Genomic DNA, 26010 nt, shown 5'->3' with positions numbered 1-26010 from the left:
CCCTCGTCTACCACTTACTTTTGATGGCAATGAATCAGATTAACCTTGAAATGAAAATGCTGTTTTGTTGTTGTTTGGCCATATGCCTGGATAACTCAAGTCGAAAAACCACTCGTTCGTCAGGAATGTCAATTGGTGCTTAGTTGCCCTCGAAGCTGAGGGACCTCACTCAGAACTGGCGATAACCAGTCTAATTCTGACGCTCGTTGCCCAAAGTAGCGGGCGCCGTCGATTGTCCAGTGCCCATAGTCGTAGAGAGCTTTCCATCCGCCTTTTGTAATGAGATCGCAAACTCCATCAGCATCGTTGCAGACAAGCATGCGTCGATCCAGAAACTGTATGTCCATCTCTTCAGCGATGTCTTTGACAAGTTCGCTTTGCTTGTGGGTTTCAACATTCTCATGTTGGTGTGCGATTGTTCCTAGATCAGACAGAGAAACATTTTTGCCCTCTCGCCGGATGTACCAGTCGAAGATTGGCATGTTACCAATCAACGAAAATTCGGCCGTGTTGCCCGCAAGCACAACACGTTTTCCCAAGTCACGAAGTTGAGTGATAAAGCCAGGAAGATTTTCAACTGTGGCCTCATAGTACTTCGATGAGATCAGCACGATGTCCGCTGCCTGAAAGTTTGGAGCATCATAAAGCAGCTCGCGCTGTTTGGCGGGAAAAGAAGATTCCATACCGAAATGTGCAAACGCCTGATCAGGGAAATGGTCACTGTTGAGGTAGAGAGCGTTGAACAAATCTTTGCTGTGCGAATTGCCCACGATCAAAATCTTTATTTGATCGGTATCTGGATACCAGAGATTATTCTGTTCGTTCTGCGAGGGCGCGTGTGCATTCCAAGTCTCGATTTTTTCCTCTCCTGCCAGGTTATCTAGGATTGACCACGACAAGTCGCGAAGGACTTCGTTGTCAAACTCATTCTTCCCGTACAATGCTTGGAGTTGAGGAAATCGATTTGGAAAACCCTGATTTATTGACACCGTGATTGTAAAACCAATGACACACGCTGCGATAGCACTTCCAAAGCCAGCAAATGTGAGTTTTGTGACGCGACGGCGGAACGGTTCTTCTACAAAGCGGTAGCTGAAAGTTGCCATGGCGAAAGTTAACGCGATCCATGTCGCTTTCTCTAATGGTTCGGGCAGGGCGTTCAGATGGCGCCCGAACGCAAATATGGGAAAATGCCAGAGATATAGCGCGTAAGACCTCAATCCGATCCACACGAATGGTCTGGTTGAGAGTAACCGTGTAACGGGTTCCCGTGGTTCGGCAAACCAGATTACAAGGAAAACACCGAGAATTAAGGGGGCAGTGGCAAGACCAGGGTGGACGATTTCGCTAAAGCGAAATGTAACGATTGACCAAAGAATTATGATTATGCCAACGGTCGGTAGCAGACGTTTATCCGTTAAGCTTTTTCCAAATCGGTTAGAGCGTAGAGACAACCATCCCATTAGGGAGCCAACAAGCATTTCCCACGCACGACTGGTCGGAGAGTAGAAAGAAAGATTTGGTTTCCAGAGTGTCGTTGTATAGGCAAAAATTAGGCCCAAAACTATCAAAACAGGAATTGCAAAACCGACCCACGACCGTCGGTGTAGGAACGCTAGAAACAGAGGAAACACAATATAAAATTGCTCTTCGACTGCCAGACTCCAAATATGTAAGAAAGGTTGAAGCAGTGCCGATTGCGCACCGTAGGCGCTCTGTGTTTCGAGCCAAAAAATGTTTGCATAGAACAATAGGGACGCTAGCAACGAATGCGCAAAGATTTCAATCTCGCTCGGAAGCAGGATGATCCAAGCGATTGGGATGAAGATGATGATCACAAACAGCAAGGCTGGCAGAATTCGACGGGCGCGGCGCCAATAGAATTTCGTGATCGAAATACGTCCGCTCGCGTCCAGTTCAGCTAAAAGTATCTTGGTGATCAAATATCCAGAGATCACGAAAAAAAGGTCGACTCCAAGAAAACCGCCTGGGAGGAAGTAACTCCCCGTAGACCCTATTTTCAAATGATAGATAATGACCGAAATAACAGCGATTGCTCGGAGACCATCAATTTCAGGGCTGTACGTTATACTTCTCTGATACTTAGAATTTGGCATCTGTCTCTGATTTTTTGATCGCTGCATCTATATTCCTGTCACTCCAATAAACAATAGACACCTTAAATTCCTTAAATACGAGCCGCACTAAAAGTGAACGGCTTTTCTATGAAGTCAACTAACAACTAACTCGACTGTATCTTTCTTATTTCTGGTGTCAGCGCTGTTCGAACAATTTTCACGCTTTCTCAGAGCTCCTCCTCTCAGTTCAACCAGTTATCTGTTTTGCAGTTCCATCAGTGCCAGCGAGGTGGTCGCAGTTGGAACTTCGCTGGATAACGCGAACACGTTGACAGTAAATAACCTCCCGGCTGTGAGAAGGCTTAGCGGCACGCGAGTGCTAATTTCCAGAAAACATAGCTTTAGAATTTTGGTGTTTTTGCGGCAGGTTTGCTCAACCAAGACGAACATTTCATTTGCTTGGATACAAAAGGTTCTGCTGAGATCGTGCTGCGCATTTGCTCTTCTTGAAAATGCGGCTTTACACCTATCGAGGAAAATTGCGACCACAGGGAATTATTAAGTTCCCGTTTTTCAAATGTGGCGCATTTAAACTTTGTAGCGACAATTATTGACCTTACTATTATTATAATGTTGAGTGAATTGGCTATGATTGAGGTTTGTTCCGTAAATGCGTTAACCAGAAAAGACCGTCGATTGGGATGTTCATATCCCAAATCCCTGAATTATGTGTGTATATAGCAGCAATCCAGGGTCTTCGCTCGGTTTAACAAAAATACATGTTGAGCATTAGGTGGCGCTGCGACAAATAATTTATAAAACAATTATTTAAACGGTATGAAACGGCAGACAGGAGAAATTGGAATGCCGATGTTTCGAACGGGCCCGAAACTTATTTATTTCGCACATGTTCCCAAATGCGCGGGCTCGTCTATGATGAAATACCTTCAGAACCGTTTCGGTGCTTTGGCGTTTCACGACGATTCCTTTCATTTAATTCCCGGAACGCAGCGGTGGTCCAAAACGTCTCCACAGCACATTAATGCCGAAGCACTCCATCGGCTTTTTCCCGAGGACTTTTTCGACGCCTCCTTCACGGTTGTGCGGCATCCGGTCTCTCGTCTTGTGAGCTCCTTTCACTTTCAGCAAGAAGTGGAAAAAAGCATTCCACCAGATACTGACTTTGGAACTTGGTTGCACAACATAGAAGAAGCATACGTCCAAAACCCTTATATTTACGACAATCACGTGCGCCCGATGAACGATATTGTGCCGAAGGGAGCAAAAATCTTTTATCTGGAACAAAGCTTTGATATTTTTGTTTCGTGGCTGGACGAACTGATGGGAGACACAGATGGCCCAAGAACTCTTCCCAAGATCAATAAACGCGGAAGCTACAGTAATCAGAAGACCGAAAAAGTCGTACCATCGACTGAGCAGATCGAGCAGATAGCCCGATTCTATGCACGTGATTTCGATAGGTTCGGTTATGTGCCGGACAACCTAAATCCCATGGGCCAATTGAAAGACGATCCTCCGGAGCGACGACCGCTTAAGGGAATTTTGCGGGCGCTGGGGCTTTCGTAGGCCAGCGGTCTATGGGTGTTTTCTGTGTACCATATTTATCCGACAAAAATTAGTTAACGTGAACAATATCTCTTATTTTTAGAGATTGTCCCGAAATATCAGCGAAGCGGCCGAATCTTTAAAAATCATAGCAAAGCCGTGTTAGATTGGCTGACGAGGCTTCGTAATTTTTTGGGGGTTGTTAGGTGCTTGGGCCGGGCGGTTTCAGATTTCTATTGGCATGGATGGTTGTCGTCGAACATGTATCGAGATTTGAAATCGGAAAAGTTGCGGTCATGGCGTTTTTTACGCTCAGCGGGTTCTGGGTAACGAGGGTTTTTCAGGAACGGTATATTCATGTGGCGGCAGGCATTCCGGTTTTCTATTTGTCCCGTTTTTTACGTATATGGCCGCTTTACATCGCCGTTTTTCTGGTCACGGTCCTGCTTTTCAAACTTTTGCAGTTCCCGATCCATTCTAACATCTGGATAGCGCTCCCCATTTTGGGCGTAGCAACACATCAAACCGATATTCTAGGGGTGACTTGGTCGCTCGACATCGAAGTCCAATTTTATCTTCTGTTACCAATAATCGCTTTGTTTTTGTCCAAACTGCAAACATTGCGTCAGAGGGGCGGCTTTTTTGCGTGCGCCCTTTTGCTCTGGGGGGTCGGATTGTTACTTGGCGGCCGATACGAGATGGAAACGGTTCTGCTGTATCTGCCGCTCTTTCTGATGGGTGCAACGATGTATTTGTATGAATTGAAGCCCGGAAAGAGAATGGCTCATGTCTCTATTTTAGTGTTTTTTGTGATGGCCTTCTGCGCAGTCCTGACCCCAGACCTGAGACCCTATTTGATCTACGGAAGCGGCAGCAATTTTGCTGATAAGGTTTTCGCCCTTTTCTGGGTGATCTTCCTTTTGCCTTTCATAGCCTTCAATGTCAGGCAAAAAAGCGGGCGGATCGACCGGCATCTTGGTAATTTATCTTATACAATTTACCTCGTTCATTTCCCAGCAACGCGCATCGTCCGTAACCTATTAGGGGGTGACATGAGCGATATTGGAAAACTGCTTTTTCTAGTGTTTGTCTTTCTCGTTTCCCTTGCCTTCTATGCTTTGTTTGAAGTGCGGTTTGAACACTGGCGCCGCAGAATTGTTAGTTATGTGCAAACAAACTTGTCTTTCTATCAAACGAGGCGATAAAGATAAGTTTAGTCGGAATGGACTGGTTTGATTTAATATATCAGGTGTTTGAGAGATGATTTTTTCCGAAACAAAGCTTAAGAGTGCTTTCGTTATTGATCTGCAAGAATTGAGTGACGACAGGGGGTTCTTTGCCCGCGCTTTCTGCGCGCGAGAGTTCGAAGACCATGGGCTCAACCCGACCGTCGCACAGGGCAATCTGTCCTATAATCATAAAAAGGGAACCATGCGAGGGCTGCATTTTCAGGCCCCCCCTGCCGCAGAAACCAAGCTTGTACGCTGTACTGCTGGCGCAATATGGGACGTGATTGTGGATCTGCGGCCAGACTCTCCTACACATATGCAACATTTCGGGGTTGAACTGACGTCATCGAACAGGCGTGCCCTTTACGTGCCAGAGATGTTTGCGCATGGTTATCTCACCCTGATAGATGATGCTGAAGTGACGTATTCAGTGGGAGAGTTTTATACCCCCGGGGTCGAAGGGGGCTATCGCTTTGATGACCCTGCCCTTGGCATCAATTGGCCCGTTGATGTTGTGGTTATTTCAGAAAAAGACGCCGCTTGGCCTTTGATCGAGGGGACGACACGATGATACTGGTAGATACAGCCCTTCGTCGCCGCGCAGAAGCAAATAATCCGGTTAAAGTTGGGATGATCGGGGCCGGTTTCATGGGGCGCGGCATCGCAAATCAAATCCTGAACTCTGTTCCCGGTATGAAACTGGTGGCAATCTCGAACCGAAATATCGAGGGTGCGCGGCGCGCTTATCAAGAGGCAGGCGCCGAAAACGTCGTGCAGGTCAAACGCCTTGATGCGTTGGAAGATGCTATTCGCGCGGGGCAACCAGCTATTGCTGAAGATGCACATCTTTTGTGCCGGGCGGAAAACATTGATGTGCTGATCGAGGTGACAGGCGCCATCGAATTTGGCGCGGAAATCGTGCTCGATGCTATCGCGCACGGCAAACATATGGTGCTGATGAATGCAGAGCTTGACGGAACCGTTGGCCCGCTTCTGAAAGCCAAGGCAGATGCCGCTGGGGTTGTTCTTTCAGCCTGCGATGGTGATCAGCCCGGGGTGCAGATGAACCTCTTTCGGTTTGTGAAATCAATTGGCCTGACGCCGCTTGTTTGCGGGAATATCAAAGGCTTGCAAGATCCTTACCGAAACCCGACCACCCAAAAAGGCTTTGCTGAGCAATGGGGGCAGCAGCCGCACATGGTGACAAGTTTTGCAGATGGGTCGAAAATTTCCTACGAACAGGCGATTGTTGCCAATGCCACCGGCATGTGTGTTTCAAAACGAGGTATGATCGGGCGCGACCATCGCGGGCATGTGGATGAACTGACAGCTTTCTACGACATTGACGCTTTAAAAGAATGCGGTGGGATCGTTGATTACGTTGTTGGTAGCCAACCAGGTCCGGGAATCTATGTTCTAGGCACTATAGAAGACCCTAAACAACGTCATTATCTCAATTTGTACAAGCTTGGCGAAGGCCCGCTTTACAGTTTTTACACACCCTATCATTTGTGTCATTTCGAGGTTCCTTTGTCCGCGGCACGCGTTGCGTTGTTTGGCGATGCCGTTATGGCACCGATTGGCGCCCCTAAAGTTGAGGTTGTAGCAACTGCGAAAACGAACCTGAAGGCTGGCGATACGCTTGACGGGATCGGCTGGTATATGACTTACGGCGAAGCGGAAAATGCCAATGTTGTGAAGGCCGAAAGCTTACTGCCTATGGGTGTTGCTGAGGGTTGCGTGTTGCGGCACGATATCCCTAAAGATAAAACTCTCACCTATGGCGATATTATATTGCCCGAAGGGCGTCTGATTGACCGATTGCGCGTGGAACAGGACGCCTATTTTGTTTCTTCTTAAAGATCAGTCTGTTTCTTTGTTCTAATTTGCAAAAATTTTAGAAAAATATGCTATGTATCTGATCAATTAGGTAAACTGAGCGGCAGGTGCCGCTATTTTTTGAGTTCATGTGTTGAGTGTTAAATGAATGAGATTGATAAAAATGATGTTAAAGATCCGGTTCTGACAGAAGCAGAACGTATACGCTCTATCGGTTTTTGGAAAATTACGAGAGAGGACTTTAATCAGCACCGCCGCGATTTCTCAAGACCCGGGTTCCAGACCCTTTGGGTCCACAGAATTGGGGTCTATGCAACCTTGCTACCCAAACCTTTTTGCTGGCCGCTGGACATTTTCTACTTCATAGGCTGGCGTTTTTGTCGGGCATTTTATGGTATCGAGATGCGCCGAACCGCAAACATCGGGCGTCGCTTTGAAATAGGTCATCAACACGGTATCGTTGTTCACGATTTTGGGCGCTTTGGCGATGATTGCGTTATACGGCAGGGTGTAACCTTCGGGATCAGCAATGATTGGGAACGTGGCAAAGGCCCAGTGATTGGCAATCAAGTTTCCTTTGGCGTTGGCTGCGTGATTGTCGGCGATATTACGATTGGCGACAATGTTACAATTGGCCCGAACTGTGTTGTTTCCAACGACGTGCCAGCTGATCGCACCCTGTTCGTTCCACCGCCTAGAGTTATTCCAAAAGAGGTCGCTGAGACCTCTGAATCTGACTAAACAATTCAGGAAATCAATAAATGTCATTTACTTTAGAAGTTGCGATAGAAGCGGTTAAAAATGCGGTAGCAGAAATCAATTTGTCCCTGCCTGAAGACAAGCATGTGTCAGATGATCCCGATGCCGTGTTGTTTGGCGATGGCAGCGCACTTGATTCCATCGGACTCGTCAATGTTGTCATGGCAGCTGAGCAATATGTTTCTGACGAAATTGGCGATGATATCGTTCTGGCGTCAGAGGCTGCTATGTCACGCAAACGTAGCCCCTACAGGTCGTTACGTGCCCTTGCAGAATATGCTGTCGAAGTTTCTGGTGAAGGGGCTGAGGCATGATTGATAACAAAGTTGTTGTCATTACTGGCACCCGCAAGGGGATTGGCCTGTTCATGACAGAGAAGTTTTTGGCGCGTGGCTGGACAGTCGCGGGATGTTCACGTGGCTCCAGCGACTTAGAACACAAAAACTACGTTCACTACGAACTGGATGTGGCGGATGAAAAGGCCGTTGTTGCGATGATTCAGGATTTACGCCGCAAGTTGGGCCGTCTTGATGCGTTGATCAACAACGCGGGCATAGCCTCGATGAACCATGCGCTTCTGACCCCGGGCAGCACCCTGAAACGGGTCTTTGCCACCAATGTGTTTGGCAGCTTCTTCTTCTGCCGCGAGGCTGCCAAACTGATGGGCCGCCGCAAATACGGACGTATCGTAAATTTCGCCACCGTTGCAACGCCGCTAAAGCTGGAAGGCGAAGCAGTCTATGCTGCCTCTAAGGCTGCGGTTGTGTCGCTGACCGAGGTGCTGGCGCGCGAATTGTCACCGCTTGGTATTACGGTTAATGCGGTTGGCCCAACCCCGGTTCCCACGGATCTTGTTGGCTCTGTCCCCGAGGAAAAGATGACAGCCCTGATCGCCCGACAAGCCATCCCGCGTTATGGCACGATGGAAGATGTGCTGAATGTCTGTGATTTCTTTTTGCAGGACGAATCAGATTTCATCACAGGACAAACCCTTTATCTGGGTGGTGTTTAAGCAATGCCCGAAGCGGTTGGTTTTCTATTGGACCGCTTTCGTGCGGCAGGGCCAAAAACCGCCTTTATAGAGCCTGATGGCAGCACTGTTTCCTACGCTGAGCTGTTAGGTCTTATCGAAGGCGTCACAGAATTACTGAACGCAAATGACGTACCACCCGGCGCATCCGTGCAGTTGCGTGGCGATTTCAGCGCCGCATCGGCTGCATGGCTGATTGCGCTGTGGCGCGTCCTTGCTATCGTAACGCCGGTTGCACCGTCGAGTTATGAAAAAGCGGATGAATTTTTAAACGTCGCAGCGGCGGAATGGATCGCCGATCCCGCGACAAACCAGATCACGCGCGCAGCAGGAAATTCTAAGCACAGCCTTTACGACATACTGCGCAGCCACAAGACGCCGGGGCTGATCATTTTTTCCTCGGGCACCACGGGCGCATCAAAAGGCGCGCTTCATGATGCAACCCGGCTTCTGGGTAAGTTTCAAAACCCGGGCAAAGATTTTGTTACGCTTGCATTCCTGCTTTTTGACCATATCGCTGGAATAGACACGCTTTTTTACTGTCTGGCCAACGGCTCGACCATCGTCTGCCCGCCCGATCGCGGGCCCTCCACAATCTGCCGTTTGATCGAAGATCATAGGGTCGAAGTGCTGCCCACCGCCCCGTCCTTTCTGAACCTATTGCTGCTTTCGAACGTGACCGAAAACCATGACCTGTCCAGTCTCAAAATCATCACATATGGGGCGGAAATGATGCCGCAGGGGCTTTTGGAAAGGGTGACGGAAGCCTTTCCAGAAACCCGCATCATTCAGAAATATGGCACCTCAGAAATCGGGGCGCTGCGGTCGCAATCCGAAGACAGCCGTTCGCGCTGGATCAGGCTCGGCGGGGCTGAGTGGCGCGTGGTCGACGGGCTTTTGGAAATCAAAACCCGCACAGCGATGCTGGGGTACCTTAATGCTCCCTCGCCGTTTACCAAAGATGGCTGGTACGAAACAGGTGATCAGGTCGAGGTAAAAGGCGATCTGATTCGCTTTCTTGGCCGCGACAGCGACATTATCAATGTTGGCGGGCAAAAAGTTTTTCCGGCAGAGGTCGAAGCTGCGATCCGCAATATTGACGGCGTCGCCGAGGTCGCAGTTTTTGGCAAGGCACATCCAATTCTTGGCGCCATCGTCTGCGCCCGTGTACGCATGCAAGACCCCACATTTGCAGCCCCTGATGCACGCACAGCTATTCGTAAGGGGCTTGTCGGCAAGCTTGAGTCTTACAAAATTCCGCAGAAGATTGAGATCACCCAAGACGCTTTGACCACGGCGCGGTTTAAGCAGCACAGAGCGCACAAATGAGTACCGTGGAGACCTTGCCTGACGCAGGGCGCTATCAAACCTCGTTGCCAAAAAGATAGAGAATCCGAAGAATGCTCTGCGGACCACGGACCTAACCCGAGCGGGTTCATAGGAGGAGCGCCTGAAACAGCTACGCGCGCGCGGCGGCTGGGTGGCTTGTGCTAAGTCGCTCGGGGCGCTGAGTATTGAAAATAAGGGATTTAAGATGCCCATAAAGGGGTAAAGTTTCGTTGCGGAGCACAAAGAAACTTCCTAGATTTGTATCATTGGAACCAGACCAGCGGGCTCACGATACGGACAATCTTTATGTTAGCGGCTCATCCATCTTCCATCTGGTGGCTACGTCAACCCTACGCTTATGATTGTGTAGTTGTCATTGCATCTTGCTGATCCTTTACGGAAAGGATTAGGGTTGTGTTGAGCTTTGCTCCGAAGATTGTTTATGAGTTTGAAAAAATACACAGTTTAGTCAGGTATTGTTCATGATTAGGGCGCAATTTTCAGCTACGACATGATAACTATCGTTAAAGGCCAGTCGGTAGACATGTATAAATGGAACGGTTCGAGTGCTATCGCATAAAGGGGCAGTGGGGTGAGTTCTGTTGACAGAATTGGGAAGAACGGTGTCAGAATCGAACACAAATGATGAGGCACCACGTGTTGCCGTTTTCTCCCTGAGAAATCTGGAAAGCCACGTTTCGCGGTCTCATGGGTATGAGTTCGAGGATACGATCTTGGACGGCCTGGAGAATGCCACACTTTACGCACCGAGCGACAGTGCGACGATCCGCCCGCTCGTTAAGGCGAAGAATTTGCTTTCCGGTCTGACGGTGCGTGCGCGTGGAATACCTTCAGGATTGCAGCACACAACACTTACGCAGGACTACAGCCTCTTGTTCTACAGTGTGGCTCAGCTGCGGGACCTCAATTTTCTGTCTTCTCTTCGGGGTTGGCGCCGCAGATCAGCCTGCGCGATTTGTTGGCTACAGGAGCTCTGGATTGACAGCCTAGACCGCCAGCGGGCACTGGTGGCGCGGCTGAATGAGTTCGATTTTGTCATATGCTCCTTCGCGGAAACAGCGGAAGTTTTGCAGGACATTCTGTCCGTACCAGTCCTTTATCTGCCTTGGGGCGTGGATATGCTGCAGTTCTGTCCGTATCCTAATCCGCCCCGTCGGGCGATAGACATGCTCAGCGTTGGGATCAAGCATGAAGTTACTCACAAAGCATTAATCGACTATGCTGACCAGAACGGGCAGTATTATTCCTATGAAACCATTTCCGGTCGGGCGGAGATGCAAAATTACCGGGAACACCGGTACAATTATATCGGTCAACTACAACGTACCCGTTATTTCTTTTCCTATATCGCCAAAGTCGAGCGCACGCTGGAACGCGGGCAGCAAGTCGAATTCGGTTTGCGCTACTTGGAAGGGCTGGCTTCAGGAGCCGTGATCTTAGGCAATCGCATAGATAGCGACGCGTTCAAAACTTGGTTAGACTGGCCGGATTCGGTGATTGATATTCCCTATGCTTGTCCTGACATTGGCAGTATTCTGTCTGATCTTGACGCTCAGCCCGCACGGTTGGAAGTGATCCGCACACGTAATATTCTAGAGTGCCTGGAACGGCACGATCACCTTTACCGTTGGGAAAAGGTGCTTGCGTTAGCCGGGATGGAGGCGCATCCGAAACTGGCGCAGCGCCGTGGGGCGCTGCAGCAGCTTATCCGGAACATCAAGCAGGCCAAACCGAAAATCGTAGCGGCGATTTAATACAGCCTCAGGCGGATACTTTAGCTGTCAGTCGAAATTCCTCATCCAGACGCCCTTCGGCCACCAGCGCTTCAAGCTGGGCGAGACGCTTGTATTTGCGACCTTCAAAATCCTCGACCTTGAGATCGCAAGCCCGCACCGCATCATAAAGCTGCTTTGCGCCTCTTTCGGCATCCCACTCTGGCTTGAACCCCGGGATATGCTTTTCGATCTTGGCTGAACTTACCCGGTAAGACCGGTTATCAGGGCCGGCATCAGAGGCAAAATCGATTTCCGCATTCGGCACTGTTTTGGCAACAATTTCAGCAAGATCCTTGATCTGATAGTTGTTTTCCGTACGGCAAACGTTAAACGCTTGGCCCCGGATCGCACCAGCATCTGCTTCAAGAGCGGCCACAAAAGCGCGCGCCATATCTTCAACATGGATAATCGGACGCCAAGGGGTGCCGTCTGACATCATCATGATTTTGCCCGAGGTATAGGCGTGGGCGACAAGGTTGTTCAGCACGATATCAAACCGCATCCGAGGGCTTGCACCATAGGCGGTGGCAAAACGCAGGAAGACTGGGCAGAAGTATTCATCGGCCAGCGGTTTGAGATCACGCTCGGCCAGAACCTTGGAAACACCATAGTCGGTTTGCGGATTGAGCTTGCCGTCCTCGTCCACCATGCCTTCGCCGGCTTTTCCGTAGTTTGAGCAAGACGATGCAAAGACAAAGCGCGAGGCTCCGGCCTCTTTCGCACAACGGGCGACGTGGATTGTGCCCTTGTGATTAATCTCCTGTGTCAGTCCCGGGCGCAATTGACCAAGCGGGTCATTAGACAGGGCCGCAAGATGTACAACCGCGTCAAAGCCTTCAAGGTCCGCGACCGTCAGATCGCGAATGTCCTTACCAATATTGGGAACTTCGGGAACATCCCCACCTGGCGCAAAATCAGCACGGTCAAAGAGATTTATATCGCACCCAGTCACCTGGATGCCCGCCGCGGCCAATACCGGCGCGGCTACTGTCCCCACGTAGCCCAGATGACCCGTTAGAAGGACGCGCTTTATCTTCCCATGTTGCCCAAGGTCGGTTTCCATTCTTCCACATCTCCTCTAGCCGGCGTTTGTCCGCCAGGTGATCCATACAATACCAAAAACCCGGATGGCGATATGCCATCAGTTCACCCATTTCCATGAGCTTGGGAAGGGGTCCTTCTTCCCACATGATCGTTTCTCCGTTTACATCGGCCACGGCATCAAAGACACTGGGTTCGATTACGAAGAATCCACCGTTTATCCAATCCATCGCCGCTTCGGGTTTTTCCTGAAAACCTTCAACCAGACCGTCGTCGCGTACGGACAGGTGACCAAAGGTTGTGAGAGGATGAACCATCGTCATGGTGACCAGTTTTCCGTGTGCGCGGTGAAACTTCAGCAAGGCATCAATGTCGATGTTGGATACACCGTCCCCATATGTCAGCATAAAGGTTTCATTGCCCAAATAAGGCTCCAGGCGGGCTAAACGCCCCCCTGTCATTGTGTCTTCACCAGTGTCTATGAGATCTACGGTCCAGGGTGGATAGGGCAGCAGATCCCGCTGATCTGCTTCGGGTTGGCCGAACAACTCACGATTGGCAAAATCAACGCGGAGATTGCCGTTATACTGGCAAAGATCCGAAATATATTTTTTGATCAGATCGCCCATATAACCAAGTGCCAGCACAAAATCATTGTGCCCATAAGTCGAGTAATGCTGCATGATATGCCACAGGATTGGCCGGTTGGCGATCTCGACAAGCGGCTTTGGACGCACACGGGTTTCCTCTATCAACCGAGACCCTTTGCCCCCTGCAAAAATTGCTACTTTCAATGCCACCTCCTTAAAATACAGCCCCGACAATCCCATTCTGGAAAAGGAGCGCACCTCTTTGAATAAAGGGCAGAATATTGACAGATGCGTCAATACTATGTCCGCTGTTGCCAAAACAAGAGTCTGTGGCCCCCGTACCACGTTTTATTTGTTGTGGTCCGCATTTAAACACATCTACCTGTCTGCCCGGTAAGATACCGGCAGTAAGGCATAGGAACGACATGAGAGAATCACCGCAATCGCTTTTTGACTGCACCTTTGCGCGTTGGCACCCGGGCCTTAGTGATCCTTATTTGATAGATTGGATCATTGTTGTCCTCTATGTACTAGCAGCTTTTCTAGCCCTGTGTGTTTTATGCCGGTCGCATTTCCCAAGCCCCACAGCGCGTTATGAGCGGATTCTCTGGTGGGTCATCTTGCTACTGCTAATGGGAATGGCGATCAACAAGCAAGTTGATCTTCAGTCTGGTCTTATGAGTTTTGGGCGCTGTCTGTCACAAATGCAAGGTTGGTTTGAAAAGCGACGCTTGATACAAAAAGTGTTCACTGTTCTGCTTGCAGGAGGAATTGCAATCGGTGCGCTCGTCATGATCCGGGAGCTGCACGGAACGCTCCGGCGCAATATGCTGGTATTTCTGGGGCTTCTCCTAATTGCGATATTCGTCTTGATCAGAGCGGCAACGATAAATCATATTGGGTCTGTAACGGGCACTATATTGACCATGCAATGGATCAAACACTTGCTTGAAATTTCCGGCCCTCTTTTGCTCAGTATCGCGGCCCTTCGCCATTTGCGAGGGTTTAGGAATGACGGTTTTCCCCGAACCGAAGAGTGATATCTTTGAATTGGAAACAGTCTTTGTGAATGACGTTTGACTGTATGCCAAATGAGAACAAAAATATTTAAAAATAGGAGTTTACGGAATTTTTTATTGGACAAGTTTCCAAAACTGTGGCGAAATTATACCCGAGTGTAGGGAAAATCATTGGATGTCAAATACACTGAAATTTAGATGTGCGACCATTGTTCTGGCGGCGACATTGGTATTCTTCAGCAACTGCTTAGCCGCCACGAATTATTGGAACAGCAATAGCGCAACCTTTGAAATATTTTTTTTTACTGGTGCGCTTTTGCTGATTATTGAATTTGAGGCGGTGCGCCATCCGCGCTGCCCCAAAAGCTTCAGGTCTGTGCGCCCCTGACTGTCCCTAGACACGCGCACAAGATTAGGGCCGCCATTAGCGGCCCTTTTCTTTTTCACCGGAAAAAGATTGGTGGCTCTCGCCAGCTTCACAAAAGCTTGACCGCATATCGGCGGTATGAGGCTTGGATTCGGCGATTGAGTGCCTATTTCAGACTCTAATGTTAAACCCATTAGTCTCGTCGCGTACCTACGATAAGGCTGAGTTAAATTTATAAAGGTTCGGGCTTAACCACGCAACCAAGGTCCTCATCCTTCGTATTTACACTTGTGCTTGTTATTTTTGAGCACGGTACCCTATAGGCAATATCTTGCCGTTAATGATGTGTTAATCCGGCTCTGCCAAACTTTTGCCACAAAGTCTGGCCAGTCTGGTCCGAAAATAATGCGGGCCATGCCGAAAGGCAAAGGTTGCTACGTCAACAGAGGCCTCGAAGGAGGAGATCGAATGGTAATCGGTGTTGTAATACTTGGAATGCTTTTCGGCATAATTGCAGGCGCTACGGCCCTATACTCAGGGCTTTCGTTTCTGACGGCTCTCTGGCTCTACACTTGTGTTGGCACGCTCACGTCACTTGTGACAGTCGTTGCAGTTTACTTCATTTGCGTCTTTCAAAAATTTGACGCCAAGCAGCAAAGCTACAGATAGAATACAATCTCTATCTGCAATTTTCCTGTTTTCCCCGAATGCTTCATCGTGGTTGTCGTCTTTAGCGCGACGGAACCAACCAGCTTAGTTTTCTGCGAACCGAAATCCTGAAAGCATGGTTTAAGGCTGATCGACACTGCATTTGACCCGATGAATTTTTCCAAAGCGAGAATTCATACGCTGTGCCCGGCATTGGAAATGTATCTTTTTCTTGCAGGTATCTCGAAATACACCCATCTCGGGCTTTCACCCAAAATAACGCGGCTTCGAAAGAGCTGCCCGCGTGAAATTTGGATTCCTTACAATAAAAAGTGAATAAGTTTCCTCTACACCGAAGTATTTTATTAGAATAGTATTAGGTCATTACGGTTGGAAGTCGACTTTTAGACAATCGATTTAAGCGTATAGATATCGCTTGGGACTTGTGGTCCGGTTCCTGAAGTTTAATAAATGGCGACAGGGTGATCGACACTCTGGAGAGACTCTGATTTTATGCTGATAGAACATACCAATTTTCCAGACGTTAAGGTTTTAACCCCTCGCCGTTATTTTGATGACCGGGGATTTTTCAGTGAGGCTTGGAGTCGTAGGAAACTGGACGCCGAAGGCTTGCGGTACGAATTCGTTCAAGACAACGAAAGCCTGTCGCGGGTTCAGGGAACGTTGCGCGGGCTGCATTATCAAAGCCCACCTTTTGCTCAGACGAAACTGGTGCGCGTTGTGGCGGGCGCCATTCTTGATCTGGTTGTGGATGTGCGCAAAGGTTCCCCTCATTTTGGTGAATGGGAATCGTTTGAAATTTCGGAGGAAAACGGAAAACAGCTTTTGGTGCCGATCGGGTTTTTGCACGGGTTTCTGACTCTGAAACCAGACACCCATGTAATCTACAAGGTGGATAATTTTTATTCCTCTGAATGTGATGGCGCCGTCGTTTGGAACGACCCCGATCTTGGGATCGACTGGGGAGTGGATGACAAGGACATATCCATTTCAAAAAAAGATTCCGCAGCCCCCCGATTAGCAGATTGGACATCACCTTTTAATTATGAAGGTGAAGCGTGAAGCTTTTGGTCACGGGTGGCGCGGGGTTCATCGGGTCCGCCGTGGTGCGCCAGGGAATCAGGGCTGGGCATTCTGTCGTAAATGTCGATTGCCTGACCTATGCGGCCTGTCTGGAAAACTTGAATGAAGTAGTGGATAACTCCGGATATACCTTTGAAAAGGTGAATATCTGTGACCGGCCAGCGCTTGATCAAGTGTTTGAAGCTCACCAACCCGATGCGGTGATGCATTTGGCAGCGGAATCCCATGTTGATCGGTCGATCGACGGCCCAGGCACATTTGTTGAAACCAATGTCATGGGCACGTTCCAACTGTTGGAAGCTGCGCGCGCCTATTGGATCAAGGCAGCGCGGCCAGATCGCTTTAGATTCCATCATATTTCGACGGATGAGGTTTACGGCAGCCTGGGTCCCATCGGACAATTCACCGAAGACACGCCGTATGACCCGCGCTCGCCCTATTCGGCCTCTAAAGCGGGATCTGACCATTTGGTGCGCGCCTGGCACGAGACGTATGGGTTGCCCGTGCTTCTGACCAATTGTTCAAATAACTACGGCCCCTACCATTTCCCTGAGAAATTGATCCCGGTGGTGATACTGCGCGCGTTGGCCGGAGAACCTATTCCGGTTTATGGCGCAGGCGAAAACATACGTGACTGGCTTTATGTTGAGGATCACGCTGATGCCTTGTTAACAGTCATCGAAAAGGGCGTAGTCGGACGTAGCTACAATATTGGCGGCGAGAATGAAGCTAAGAATATAGATATCGTGCGAAAGATCTGTGCGCTTCTGGATAGGCGGCGGCCAAAATCTACTTCCTATGCGGAGCAGATTACATTTGTAACGGATCGCCCGGGGCATGATCTGCGCTATGCGATTGATCCAAGCCGCATTCGTGCAGAGCTGGGCTGGCGACCATCGGTTACATTGGAACAAGGGCTAGCCAAAACGGTTGACTGGTATTTGGCAAATGAAGTCTGGTGGCGTGCCTTGTTGGACAGACATGGTGTGGGTGCGCGGTTAGGTATCGCCGTAAGTTCATAGTATATAGTGTAAAGGCATCATAAAGAGTGCTTTGCAATAAGCGGCAGGACAGACCAAAGGGAAATGAATGCGGGTTCTTGTTTTTGGGGCTACAGGGCAGGTTGCACGTGGATTGAAGGCGCAGGCAGATGTCATTGCGCTCAGTCGGGCGGATGCAGATCTGAGCAATCCGGAACAGTGCGCAGCGGTTATTGCAAATGCAGATACCGATGTCGTTATTAATGCAGCAGCCTTTACTGCCGTTGATAAGGCTGAAGAGCAGGAAGATTTGGCAACCTTGGTGAATGGGCGTGCGCCCGGGGCGATGGCCCGGTCTGCAGCGGCACGCGGGCTTCCGTTTATTCATATCTCTACGGATTACGTTTTTGACGGTTCGGGCAGCCTCCCCTGGGTACCGAATGATCCGGTCGCACCATTGGGCGCTTATGGACGCTCAAAGCTGAAGGGTGAAGAAGAGGTGCGCGCCGCAGGGGGCCTTTATGCCATTCTTCGTACGTCGTGGGTGTTCTCAGCGCATGGTGGCAACTTTGTAAAAACCATGCTGAGGCTGTCGGAAACACATCAGACTCTGCGAGTTGTGTCAGACCAGATTGGCGGGCCGACACCAGCGGATGCCATTGCCAGTGCCTGCTTGAGCATTGCAAAGACTTTTAATGCGGGAATGGGCAAGGCCGAGACGTATCATTTTTCTGGCGCTCCCGACGTAAGCTGGGCGGAATTTGCGCGTGAAATATTTGCTCAGGCAGGTCGTGATGTAGAAGTTGCGGATATTCCAACGGTAGACTATCCAACACCCGCTCGACGGCCGATGAATTCAAGAATGGATTGTAGCAGTTTGCAGGCAGAGTTTGGCATTGCCCGACCCGATTGGAAGGCCGGTCTTTCCGAGGTTTTAAAGGAGTGTATGACATGACAGACCGCAAAGGAATTATCCTTGCCGGCGGCTCCGGGACGCGACTTTACCCAATTACCATGGGGATATCAAAGCAGCTGATGCCGATTTATGACAAGCCGATGATTTACTACCCGTTGTCCGTGCTGATGCTGGCAGGTATCCGCGAGATTGCAGTGATTACTACACCTGAAGATCAGCAGCAATTCAAACGCCTACTTGGTGATGGGGGACAGTGGGGTGTTAGGCTGACCTATATTATTCAGCCCGCTCCTGAAGGACTGGCGCAAGCCTATATTCTGGCTGAGGATTTTCTGGATGGCGCCCCGTCGGCTATGGTTCTGGGGGACAATATTTTTTTCGGGCACGGCTTGCCAGAGATGCTGGATGCAGCAAACAGCCAAGCGAGTGGTGGCACGGTATTTGGCTACCGGGTGGCGGACCCGGAACGGTATGGCGTGGTGGCGATGAACGCGGCAGGTGAAGTGACCGAGATTGTTGAAAAACCCGCGGTTCCGCCTTCAAATTTCGCAGTGACGGGGCTTTACTTTCTAGATGAAACGGCCCCGGCACGGGCGCGTGCGGTCACACCTTCGGAACGAGGTGAGCTAGAGATAGCGTCGTTATTGGAAATGTACCTGCAAGAAGGCGTACTGACGGTGCAGCGGATGGGGCGAGGTTATGCCTGGCTTGACACCGGCACACATGGCAGCCTGCTCGATGCCGGGAATTTTGTGCGCACCCTACAGTCGCGACAGGGGCTTCAGGCAGGTTGCCCCGAGGAGATCGCGTATGAACAGGGCTGGGTCACTGCCGAGGCGCTGCGCAGGCAGGCAGCCCGGTTCAGCAAGAACGAATACGGGCGCTATCTGGAAGCATTGCTGGACTAATGCCGAATATGGCCTAATCATAGAGACAACCCTTGCAAGATTCCGCGCATGCGGCCAAACTATACTGGCCCTTTAGGGCAGGGCGGGGTATCAGGCATTTTTGCGGTGAAGTCGCTTCAAAGTCTAGGTGTCGGCCGATGGCGAAACAATAGCAGGTTATTGATGCAAGACCCCAGAAACAGGGCGGAAAACCCTTACCGCAACATGCTTCAGCAGCTCAGACGAACCTTTATTCAGGTTGCGCTGTTCAGTGCGGCAATCAATCTGCTGATGCTAACGGGGCCGATCTACATGCTGCAGGTCTATGACCGCGTGCTTTCCAGTGGTTCGGTGGCGACGCTGCAGGGGCTTTTTGTTATTGTCGTGATCCTTTACGCATTCCTGGGCATTTATGAATTCCTGCGCTCACGACTTTTATCGCGCGCGAGCTATCGGTTGGATAGCAGGGTTGGTTCTGATGCATTCGGGTATTGGTTGCGGTCCGGAATCATGGCAGGCAGCGACCGCTATAATCCGGTGCGCGACTTAGAGATTACCCGCGGATTTCTGGCCAGTCCGGCAATTCTGGGGTTGTTCGATCTGCCTTGGATTCCCGTGTTTCTGGCCATTGTTTTTCTGATTCATCCCTGGCTGGGGTATCTCACGCTTGCGGGGGCCGCGGTGGTGGCGCTTGTGGCGTTTATGAACCGAGCGGTTACGCAGAGTTCAATTGCCGAAGCTATGGCGCTGGACGCGCAAGAGCGGACATTTGTGGAACGCAGCCGCCGCAATGCAGAGACTATCCTGTCGCTTGGAATGATGGATAAGATCACCCAGCGGTGGCAGAAAATGCACGAGGCAAGCCTTGCTGGCAACCAACGTGGTGGTGACCGCTCTGAAATGTTTGCCGCGTTTTCCAAATCTTTCCGGCTACTCTTGCAGTCCGCTCTTCTGACTGTAGGTGCCTATCTTGCGATTGCGCAGGAGATTTCACCGGGGATGATCATTGCCGCGTCTATCATTGCGGGTCGCGCGCTTGCGCCGGTTGATCAGGTCATTGGGCAGTGGCGGGCGATTGGCCGCGCAAACGAGGCGCATAACCGCCTTAAAGAGGCTCTTGATTCTGTTCCGCCTCTAAAACCCCGGATAGAGCTGCCGCCGCTCGAAGGTCGTCTGACTGTTACCAAGCTGACCAAACTGACGCCGGCCCAGATTAACACCACAACCCGGGCGCGTATTCTGGATCAGGTCAGCTTCGAGCTTATGCCGGGGGATGCGCTAGGGGTGATTGGCAACAGTGCAGCCGGGAAATCGAGCCTTGCGCGCCTCTTGGTGGGGGCTTGGCAGCCTGATGCCGGAGAAATTCGTCTTGATGGGGCGACAATTGATCAGTGGCGACCCGAAGATCTGGGCCGACGTATCGGATATTTACCCCAGATGGTGGAAATGCTGCCCGGAACGATCGCGGAAAATATTGCCCGTTTTGATCCTGCCGCCAGTGATGCTGATATTGTTGAAGCCGCCCAAATTGCTGGTGTGCACGACATGATATTGGCAATGCCCGAGGGTTATGCCACCGAAATTGGCACTTCGGACCACCCGTTGTCTGGCGGCCAGATTCAGCGGCTTGGTCTGGTGCGCGCGCTTTATGGCAGCCCGAAATTCATTGTGCTGGATGAGCCAAACTCGAACCTTGATTCGAGTGGGGATGACGCGTTGGCACAAGCCATTACGACCCTGCGTGGACGGGGCAGCGCCGTGATCGTCATGGCGCATCGACCCAGTGTGATCGTGTCCGTCAACAAAGTCATGGTTTTGCACAAGGGCAGGGTGGCGCAGTTTGGACCCAAGGAAGAGGTGTTTCGCAAAGCGATGCATGCAGCACCGACTCCAACCTCTGTCATTCAGAAAAGCGGGTAAGCGATGTCGGTCTTTTCCTCAGCCAGCCGCTCGGAACTTAAGACAGGTCTTGCAATACCAGCCCGGTTGGGTGCTTTCGCAAGCCTGTTGTTGCTCGTTTCGGTCTTTGCCTGGATGCAGTTTACCATGATCAGCGGTGCCGTTATCGCATCAGGCCAGATCGTTGTGCGGGGCAAACCCAAGCAGGTGCAGAGCTTGGATGGTGGTGTTGTCGAGGACATCTTTGTTGAAGATGGCGATGTCGTCAAAAAAGGAGATGTGCTGCTGCGGTTGGACCCGAGCCTGTTGCAGATCAACCTTGATATCTACCGGAACCGTCTGGCCGAAGTTCTGGCACGCGAAATGCGTTTGGAAGCTGAATATCAGGGGCTGGAAGAACCGGATTTCACGCTAAATACCAACTATCTGGAAGATGGTGGTCTGGAACGGCACTACGCAGGCCAGCGCGAGATGTTCTCAGCTCGCCGCGACGTGCAAGAGGGGCGCAAGGAACAACTGGTTGAGCGGATCCTGCAGTTTGGCAATCAAATCGCTGGGGTTGAAAGTCAGATTGTTTCAAAGCACGAACAATTGGAGTTCGTCGTCAAAGAGCTTGAGAATGTGCGTGATCTGAACGCCGAGGGGCTGGCGCGCGAAAGCGAAGTGTTGGAGCTTCAGCGGTCGGAATCCATCTTGCTTGGCGGGATCGCAGAGCATCAGACGGAGCTTGCTCGGATACGAAATTCTATCCGCGATACTGAGCTTGAGATTTTACAGGGCGACCGTGAGTTTAAAGAACAGGTGGTCACTGAACTACGAGAGGCGACAGCCTCGCGTGAAGAACTGGTGCTGCAGATCGTAACCGCCGAAAAGCAGCTTGAGCGGATCGAGATTCTGGCCCCCGTGGATGGCATCGTGCACGAATTGCAGGCCTTTACCCTTGGGGGTGTGGTTGCCCCGGAAGCGACAATCGTGCAGATTGTGCCTTTGTCTGAGGGTGTGGAGTTTGAACTTCGGGTGGATCCGCAATCGATTGATCAAGTCTTTGTTGGGCAGACGTCCAAAGTGATTTTCCCGGCGTTTAACATGCGCACGACCCCCGAACTGTTTGGAAATGTATCCGGTATTTCACCAACATCTTTGACAGACCCCGCTACGGGAATAGATTATTTCCGGGTTGAACTGACGCTGGAGCCAGAAGAGCTGGCGCGTCTTGGCGCGGTTGAACTGATCCCTGGAATGCCAGTTGAGGCATTTTTGCAAACTGGCGAAAGGTCTGTTCTGACCTATCTAACGAAGCCGTTGTTTGATCAGGTCAAACGCGCGTTTCGTGAAGGCTAAAGTAAACTAGCTTCTCCGAAACTGTGTGGTTTTTGCCAATTCGGATGCCTGAAATACCTTTTTGGGCCTGTTTTCTTGTTCTGATTCAAAGGTTGTGGCAGGTTTAAGAGAATTAAAACCGCAAACAACAAGACCGCGTAGACGGTTTTCAGAGGCAGGCGGGCAGTATAATGGCAGTAATTTTCGGGCGCAAAGCGCCTTTTTCTGGGTGTGTTCTTGCAAGTCTTCTGGGTCTTGCTGGATGCTCAACCGAGGTTCCTTACCAGAATCCGATGTTTCCGTTTTTGGCAAGTTACTCTCCGACAGACAGGGCCGTTCCGGTTCTTCTGGACAATGCGGAATGGTGGAAAGGTTTTAATGACCCAACGCTGAATGCGCTTGTGGATCGGGCTTTGGCTGACAATCTTGATATGGAACTGGCGAAGGAGCGGGTGATCGAAGCGCGCGCCAATCTGGAATCGGTCCCTCTTTTGGGGTCACTGAACCCGTCTGCGTCGGTTGTGCGACGCCGTGAACGTGGCGGCTCGGACGAAACCCGTGCTGAAGGCGCATTGGGGCTGTCGTGGATGCTGGATCCCTATGGTTCACGACGCCAACAGATTAAGGCCGCCGGGGCCCGGGTCGATGTTGCCGGCGCTGAAGTTGATTCCGCGCGTCTTTTGCTGATCTTCAACATGTCCAATGCCTATGTGGATTTACGCTACAACCAGCGCCTTCTGGCGCTGCGCCGCGAACAACTACGCTCGCGTCGTCAGACAGTGGCATTGACGAGCCGGTTGTTTGACCGTCAGTCTGCAACTCGGCTTGATGTTGTGCGTACCGAAGCATTGGTGGCGCAGACGCAGGCCCAGATTCCCGCAATTGTAGCAGCGATCACGGGCAGGAAAAATGAAATTGCAGTTTTGGCGGGAACCCAACCCGGCACGCTTGATATTGATCTCGACCATCGCGCACGGCAATTGCGCCCTGGTATGTCGCCAGAGGTGGGTATTCCGGCTGATCTGTTACGCAACCGTCCGGATATCAGGATTGCCGAACGGCTTTATTATGCGTCTGTTGCTGAAATCGGGGTGGCCAAGGCGGACCTTTACCCGCGTCTTTCCCTTGGCGGCTCGATCGGAGTGGTCAGTATCGATGGGAATTCGGGTGGAGAATACTTCTTTGGTCCGACAATACAGTTCCCATCTCTGCTGAACAGTGACCGCAGGGCCACTGTGCAGGCTCGTCATTCGCAGGCACGTCAGGCGCATACCTCCTGGAAATCTGCTGTGCTTGAAGCTGTGAGTGAAGTGGAGAATGCATTGGCTAGCTATAGTGCAAGTTCGGCTTCAGTGCAGTCCTCACAGCGCGGTGCGCGACTTTATCGCGAAGCAGCAGATCTGACCCGCGATCTCGTGGAGCGGGACGCAGCAACGATCCGTGATCTGGTTGATGCCGAGGAAGAGATCGCAGATGCAGACGTTGTTCTGGCCGATAACATTCGGTTGCTTGGGCGCAACTTTGTCACTCTGAACGTTAGTCTCGGATCCGGAAACAGTGTTGGAGATTTATCAGAAGCCGACCAGACTGTAATGACAGCCGAGGTAGCCGTAGACGAATGAAAAAACCCTCAGGCTGGTTTTCCAGCCTGAGGGTTTTTCTTTTTACACGCTTTTTCTGATGAAGCGCGTTGTCCAGGATTTATTCGAACAGCCGCCGTTGTGGAACAACGATGACATCGCCGGGCGCCAGTACGGTGCTGCTGCTGATGCTTCCACCATCACTGCCAGCGCTGTAATAGTTATAGCGGTAGACGCTGTCTTCCCGGCGCAACTGGATACGTTTGCCTGCCGCGAACGGGGTCAGCCCGCCTGCCTGTGCGATGGCCTGTAATACGGTTGTCCCAGGTTCGACATCGAGCCTGCCTGCTGAGGCGATCTCACCCGTCACAAAAACACCCTGAGTCACCAGAGCGGCTGCGGTGCCAACAACGCGTGGCGCCAGAGAACCAATTGAGACATAGACATTGGGTGGTGAGGCAAAGTTAGAGGCTAACCCGCTACTCAGCGCGGCGCGCACTTGGTCAACGGTACGCCCGGCGGCCGGAATATTGCCAACCAGTGGAAAACTGATAGAGCCATCTGGCAGCACCAGCACCTGGCGGTTAAGATTGGTATCTTCCACGACCTCGACCTGAAGCGTATCACCGGCTTTGACCCGATATGGGCTTTGGGCCGATCCCCCGGTTGCGAGCAGCATGGAAATGAAAAGGCTGCAAAGAATTTTATACATAGCGTCTCCCCTCGACTACTATTAACTAAATCAGATTACTCTGTCAGGGCCCGGTCTGTAAAACATTGATTTAACAAACCTATCGGACCGCGACACTATTACTGCGGTCACGCTCAGTTATCCCCTCCGTCCGTTGTGTCATTCTCCGGTACTCCTTCAGGTGCAAATCGTGATGACACAATAAATGATTTCTCCGTTGTTAAATTTGCATTGACGAATTTGGTGTTGAATACACCCACTTTAAAAGGCCTTCTTAATATCCTGTACATTTGAGCACGACACCGGCGGTTTGGACGAGTATTATGATGTCTGTTTTCAGGGACAGTTTTTTGCTGTATTCGGTGTCGAATTTAGCGCGTTCAGCGAATGTGCAGTTATTTCGGTCTGAGACTTGCCATGGTCCAGTGATACCGGGGCGCAGGGCGTAGTATGCGGACCCTGGGTAGAGTGGTTTTTGGTCGACCATCATTGGGCGTGGACCGACGATAGACATATCGCCGCAGAGCACGTTCCAGAGTTGTGGCAATTCGTCGAGCGACGATTTGCGCATGATGTTTCCGGCGGCGGTAATGCGGGGATCATCTTTGAGTTTCTGGGAGCTTTCCCATTCTGCGCGCGCGTCCTGGTTTTTTTCCAGGTGCTCTTCCAAGCACGCATCGGCATTGGGAACCATCGTGCGGATTTTCAGCATCCTGAACACGTTGCCGTTCCGCCCGACACGGGGCTGCCAGTAAAAAGGTGATGCGCCATCGCGTGCAACAATCAGTGCCATCAAAGCGATAAGCGGCAGTCCGATAGGGGCTGTCAGAAGCACAAAAGCGATGTCGAAGAGCCGTTTGAAATAGTTTTTATAAATCTTTGATGAGTGCGTTAATAAGTGCGTCATTTTTTGCCCGGCCCCCGGATCTTCGGGCGCGGAAAAATCCTTTAAATGAGTCGTCATAATAGTTACCCCAAGTCATTCAGCAGGTAGCCCATACAAAAGGCCTCGCCGTCAACCAAACCTACACCCCAAAAAAAAGCAGCTTTGTCGTTTCAATAATTGCCGCTGCGTTTTCTGTTACCACCTCGGTAATTTTTAACACTCTTTTTTGCCATGTTTACGAAATATTTGAAAAAAATTGTGGCAGATTTCACTAACACCTTAATTATGCATGGTTTTTCTGATTCGTTACAGTTTGTTTCCATTTTTATTATCTGAAAGGTGAAAACAATCCGCCTTTCCCAGGTGCGATTGATCGCCATCTTTACACAATAACATATGCGCCGCAGATTGGTTTGGAACTGACTTTTCTCAAAAGTGCCATGAAATAGAACGAAT

Annotated in this window: 24 protein-coding genes; 19 read left to right on the top strand and 5 right to left on the bottom strand. The window is 50.7% G+C overall.

The window, feature by feature from the left end; translation table 11 throughout:
* Positions 1-128 precede the first annotated feature (128 nt).
* Positions 129-2144 carry an acyltransferase family protein gene (locus MWU63_RS16440; protein WP_247078747.1) on the bottom strand — a complete coding sequence of 672 codons (2016 nt, stop codon included), beginning with the start codon at positions 2142-2144 and terminating at the stop codon, positions 129-131.
* A 771-nt stretch (positions 2145-2915) separates the two neighbouring features.
* Here MWU63_RS16440 and MWU63_RS16435 point away from each other — a divergent pair.
* From MWU63_RS16435 to MWU63_RS16395, 9 genes are all read left to right on the top strand, one after another.
* Positions 2916-3665, top strand: coding sequence for a sulfotransferase family 2 domain-containing protein (locus tag MWU63_RS16435; protein WP_348646247.1), 750 nt, complete (start codon positions 2916-2918; stop codon positions 3663-3665).
* Between the two features lie 185 nt (positions 3666-3850).
* Complete coding sequence (locus MWU63_RS16430) at positions 3851-4849, top strand: acyltransferase (RefSeq protein ID WP_348646246.1); 999 nt, start codon at positions 3851-3853, stop codon at positions 4847-4849.
* 55 nt (positions 4850-4904) lie between these two features.
* A complete protein-coding gene (gene rfbC, locus MWU63_RS16425) occupies positions 4905-5444 on the top strand; it encodes a dTDP-4-dehydrorhamnose 3,5-epimerase (RefSeq protein WP_247078744.1) in 540 nt (179 codons plus the stop codon).
* Positions 5441-6733, top strand: a complete 1293-nt coding sequence (locus tag MWU63_RS16420; protein WP_247078742.1) for a Gfo/Idh/MocA family oxidoreductase — start codon at positions 5441-5443, stop codon at positions 6731-6733. The genes rfbC (MWU63_RS16425) and MWU63_RS16420 overlap by 4 nt, the downstream gene beginning before the upstream one ends.
* Before the next feature lie 123 nt (positions 6734-6856).
* Complete coding sequence (locus tag MWU63_RS16415) at positions 6857-7453, top strand: serine acetyltransferase (RefSeq protein WP_247078740.1); 597 nt, start codon at positions 6857-6859, stop codon at positions 7451-7453.
* Between the two features lie 20 nt (positions 7454-7473).
* Positions 7474-7785 (top strand): hypothetical protein, encoded by a 312-nt coding sequence (locus tag MWU63_RS16410; RefSeq protein ID WP_247078738.1) that lies wholly within the window; start codon positions 7474-7476, stop codon positions 7783-7785.
* Entirely contained in the window at positions 7782-8483 is a 702-nt protein-coding gene (locus MWU63_RS16405; protein ID WP_247078736.1) for an SDR family oxidoreductase, read from the top strand. Before MWU63_RS16410 ends, MWU63_RS16405 begins: the two co-directional genes overlap by 4 nt.
* 3 nt (positions 8484-8486) lie before the next feature.
* On the top strand, positions 8487-9830 hold the full coding sequence (locus tag MWU63_RS16400) for a fatty acid--CoA ligase family protein (RefSeq protein ID WP_247078734.1): 1344 nt from the start codon (positions 8487-8489) through the stop codon (positions 9828-9830).
* A 734-nt stretch (positions 9831-10564) separates the two neighbouring features.
* The gene (locus MWU63_RS16395; RefSeq protein WP_247078731.1) at positions 10565-11605 is read left to right on the top strand and encodes a hypothetical protein; all 1041 of its coding nucleotides are present in this window, start codon (positions 10565-10567) and stop codon (positions 11603-11605) included.
* Between the two features lie 7 nt (positions 11606-11612).
* Here the strand turns inward: MWU63_RS16395 and MWU63_RS16390 are convergent, their stop codons facing one another.
* Positions 11613-12623 carry an SDR family oxidoreductase gene (locus MWU63_RS16390; protein ID WP_247078927.1) on the bottom strand — a complete coding sequence of 337 codons (1011 nt, stop codon included), beginning with the start codon at positions 12621-12623 and terminating at the stop codon, positions 11613-11615.
* Entirely contained in the window at positions 12550-13461 is a 912-nt protein-coding gene (locus tag MWU63_RS16385; RefSeq protein WP_247078730.1) for a sugar phosphate nucleotidyltransferase, read from the bottom strand. The genes MWU63_RS16390 and MWU63_RS16385 overlap by 74 nt, the downstream gene beginning before the upstream one ends.
* A gap of 221 nt (positions 13462-13682) precedes the next feature.
* Between MWU63_RS16385 and MWU63_RS16380 the strand changes: the two genes are divergently transcribed.
* The 10 genes from MWU63_RS16380 to MWU63_RS16335 all read left to right on the top strand — a co-directional run bounded on the left by MWU63_RS16380 (position 13683) and on the right by MWU63_RS16335 (position 24019).
* Positions 13683-14297, top strand: a complete 615-nt coding sequence (locus MWU63_RS16380) for a hypothetical protein (RefSeq protein ID WP_247078728.1) — start codon at positions 13683-13685, stop codon at positions 14295-14297.
* 154 nt (positions 14298-14451) lie between these two features.
* Positions 14452-14664: a hypothetical protein gene (locus MWU63_RS16375; RefSeq protein ID WP_247078726.1), complete on the top strand. Its 213-nt coding sequence runs from the start codon at positions 14452-14454 to the stop codon at positions 14662-14664.
* Positions 14665-15111: 447 nt separating this feature from the next.
* Positions 15112-15312 carry a hypothetical protein gene (locus tag MWU63_RS16370; RefSeq protein WP_247078724.1) on the top strand — a complete coding sequence of 67 codons (201 nt, stop codon included), beginning with the start codon at positions 15112-15114 and terminating at the stop codon, positions 15310-15312.
* A 492-nt stretch (positions 15313-15804) separates the two neighbouring features.
* The gene (gene rfbC / locus MWU63_RS16365) at positions 15805-16374 is read left to right on the top strand and encodes a dTDP-4-dehydrorhamnose 3,5-epimerase (protein ID WP_247078722.1); all 570 of its coding nucleotides are present in this window, start codon (positions 15805-15807) and stop codon (positions 16372-16374) included.
* Positions 16371-17417 carry a dTDP-glucose 4,6-dehydratase gene (rfbB, locus tag MWU63_RS16360; protein ID WP_247078720.1) on the top strand — a complete coding sequence of 349 codons (1047 nt, stop codon included), beginning with the start codon at positions 16371-16373 and terminating at the stop codon, positions 17415-17417. Before rfbC (MWU63_RS16365) ends, rfbB begins: the two co-directional genes overlap by 4 nt.
* 67 nt (positions 17418-17484) lie before the next feature.
* Positions 17485-18330, top strand: coding sequence for a dTDP-4-dehydrorhamnose reductase (rfbD, locus tag MWU63_RS16355; RefSeq protein WP_247078718.1), 846 nt, complete (start codon positions 17485-17487; stop codon positions 18328-18330).
* Complete coding sequence (gene rfbA, locus MWU63_RS16350) at positions 18327-19199, top strand: glucose-1-phosphate thymidylyltransferase RfbA (RefSeq protein ID WP_247078717.1); 873 nt, start codon at positions 18327-18329, stop codon at positions 19197-19199. The genes rfbD and rfbA overlap by 4 nt, the downstream gene beginning before the upstream one ends.
* Before the next feature lie 162 nt (positions 19200-19361).
* On the top strand, positions 19362-21098 hold the full coding sequence (locus MWU63_RS16345) for a type I secretion system permease/ATPase (protein WP_247078715.1): 1737 nt from the start codon (positions 19362-19364) through the stop codon (positions 21096-21098).
* Positions 21099-21101: 3 nt separating this feature from the next.
* Entirely contained in the window at positions 21102-22418 is a 1317-nt protein-coding gene (locus tag MWU63_RS16340; protein WP_247078713.1) for an HlyD family type I secretion periplasmic adaptor subunit, read from the top strand.
* 170 nt (positions 22419-22588) lie between these two features.
* The gene (locus MWU63_RS16335; protein ID WP_247078711.1) at positions 22589-24019 is read left to right on the top strand and encodes an efflux transporter outer membrane subunit; all 1431 of its coding nucleotides are present in this window, start codon (positions 22589-22591) and stop codon (positions 24017-24019) included.
* Between the two features lie 79 nt (positions 24020-24098).
* On the opposite strand, the gene MWU63_RS16330 is transcribed toward MWU63_RS16335, so the two are convergent.
* Both MWU63_RS16330 and MWU63_RS16325 read right to left on the bottom strand, forming a co-directional pair.
* Positions 24099-24689: a polysaccharide biosynthesis/export family protein gene (locus tag MWU63_RS16330; RefSeq protein ID WP_247078709.1), complete on the bottom strand. Its 591-nt coding sequence runs from the start codon at positions 24687-24689 to the stop codon at positions 24099-24101.
* Positions 24690-24942: 253 nt separating this feature from the next.
* Positions 24943-25632: a sugar transferase gene (locus MWU63_RS16325; RefSeq protein WP_247078707.1), complete on the bottom strand. Its 690-nt coding sequence runs from the start codon at positions 25630-25632 to the stop codon at positions 24943-24945.
* Between the last annotated feature and the right edge of the window lie 378 nt (positions 25633-26010).

This window comes from Pseudohalocynthiibacter sp. F2068 (assembly GCF_023015645.1).
In the GTDB taxonomy this organism is placed as follows: domain Bacteria; phylum Pseudomonadota; class Alphaproteobacteria; order Rhodobacterales; family Rhodobacteraceae; genus Pseudohalocynthiibacter; species Pseudohalocynthiibacter aestuariivivens.
Note: the sequence above shows the minus strand (reverse complement) of the source record. Positions and strands in the feature narration are given on the sequence as shown.

Excerpts from the sequence above, each read along its gene's own strand:
- MWU63_RS16440 (WP_247078747.1), bottom strand. The coding sequence starts at position 2,144 with ATGCAGCGATCAAAAAATCAGAGACAGATGCCAAATTCTAAGTATCAG.
- MWU63_RS16435 (WP_348646247.1), top strand. The coding sequence starts at position 2,916 with ATGAAACGGCAGACAGGAGAAATTGGAATGCCGATGTTTCGAACGGGC.
- rfbC (WP_247078744.1), top strand. The coding sequence starts at position 4,905 with ATGATTTTTTCCGAAACAAAGCTTAAGAGTGCTTTCGTTATTGATCTG.
- MWU63_RS16420 (WP_247078742.1), top strand. The coding sequence starts at position 5,441 with ATGATACTGGTAGATACAGCCCTTCGTCGCCGCGCAGAAGCAAATAAT.
- MWU63_RS16415 (WP_247078740.1), top strand. The coding sequence starts at position 6,857 with ATGAATGAGATTGATAAAAATGATGTTAAAGATCCGGTTCTGACAGAA.
- MWU63_RS16410 (WP_247078738.1), top strand. The coding sequence starts at position 7,474 with ATGTCATTTACTTTAGAAGTTGCGATAGAAGCGGTTAAAAATGCGGTA.
- MWU63_RS16405 (WP_247078736.1), top strand. The coding sequence starts at position 7,782 with ATGATTGATAACAAAGTTGTTGTCATTACTGGCACCCGCAAGGGGATT.
- MWU63_RS16400 (WP_247078734.1), top strand. The coding sequence starts at position 8,487 with ATGCCCGAAGCGGTTGGTTTTCTATTGGACCGCTTTCGTGCGGCAGGG.
- MWU63_RS16380 (WP_247078728.1), top strand. The coding sequence starts at position 13,683 with ATGAGAGAATCACCGCAATCGCTTTTTGACTGCACCTTTGCGCGTTGG.
- MWU63_RS16375 (WP_247078726.1), top strand. The coding sequence starts at position 14,452 with ATGTCAAATACACTGAAATTTAGATGTGCGACCATTGTTCTGGCGGCG.
- MWU63_RS16370 (WP_247078724.1), top strand. The coding sequence starts at position 15,112 with ATGGTAATCGGTGTTGTAATACTTGGAATGCTTTTCGGCATAATTGCA.
- rfbC (WP_247078722.1), top strand. The coding sequence starts at position 15,805 with ATGCTGATAGAACATACCAATTTTCCAGACGTTAAGGTTTTAACCCCT.
- rfbD (WP_247078718.1), top strand. The coding sequence starts at position 17,485 with ATGCGGGTTCTTGTTTTTGGGGCTACAGGGCAGGTTGCACGTGGATTG.
- rfbA (WP_247078717.1), top strand. The coding sequence starts at position 18,327 with ATGACAGACCGCAAAGGAATTATCCTTGCCGGCGGCTCCGGGACGCGA.
- MWU63_RS16345 (WP_247078715.1), top strand. The coding sequence starts at position 19,362 with ATGCAAGACCCCAGAAACAGGGCGGAAAACCCTTACCGCAACATGCTT.
- MWU63_RS16340 (WP_247078713.1), top strand. The coding sequence starts at position 21,102 with ATGTCGGTCTTTTCCTCAGCCAGCCGCTCGGAACTTAAGACAGGTCTT.
- MWU63_RS16335 (WP_247078711.1), top strand. The coding sequence starts at position 22,589 with ATGGCAGTAATTTTCGGGCGCAAAGCGCCTTTTTCTGGGTGTGTTCTT.
- MWU63_RS16330 (WP_247078709.1), bottom strand. The coding sequence starts at position 24,689 with ATGTATAAAATTCTTTGCAGCCTTTTCATTTCCATGCTGCTCGCAACC.
- MWU63_RS16325 (WP_247078707.1), bottom strand. The coding sequence starts at position 25,632 with ATGACGACTCATTTAAAGGATTTTTCCGCGCCCGAAGATCCGGGGGCC.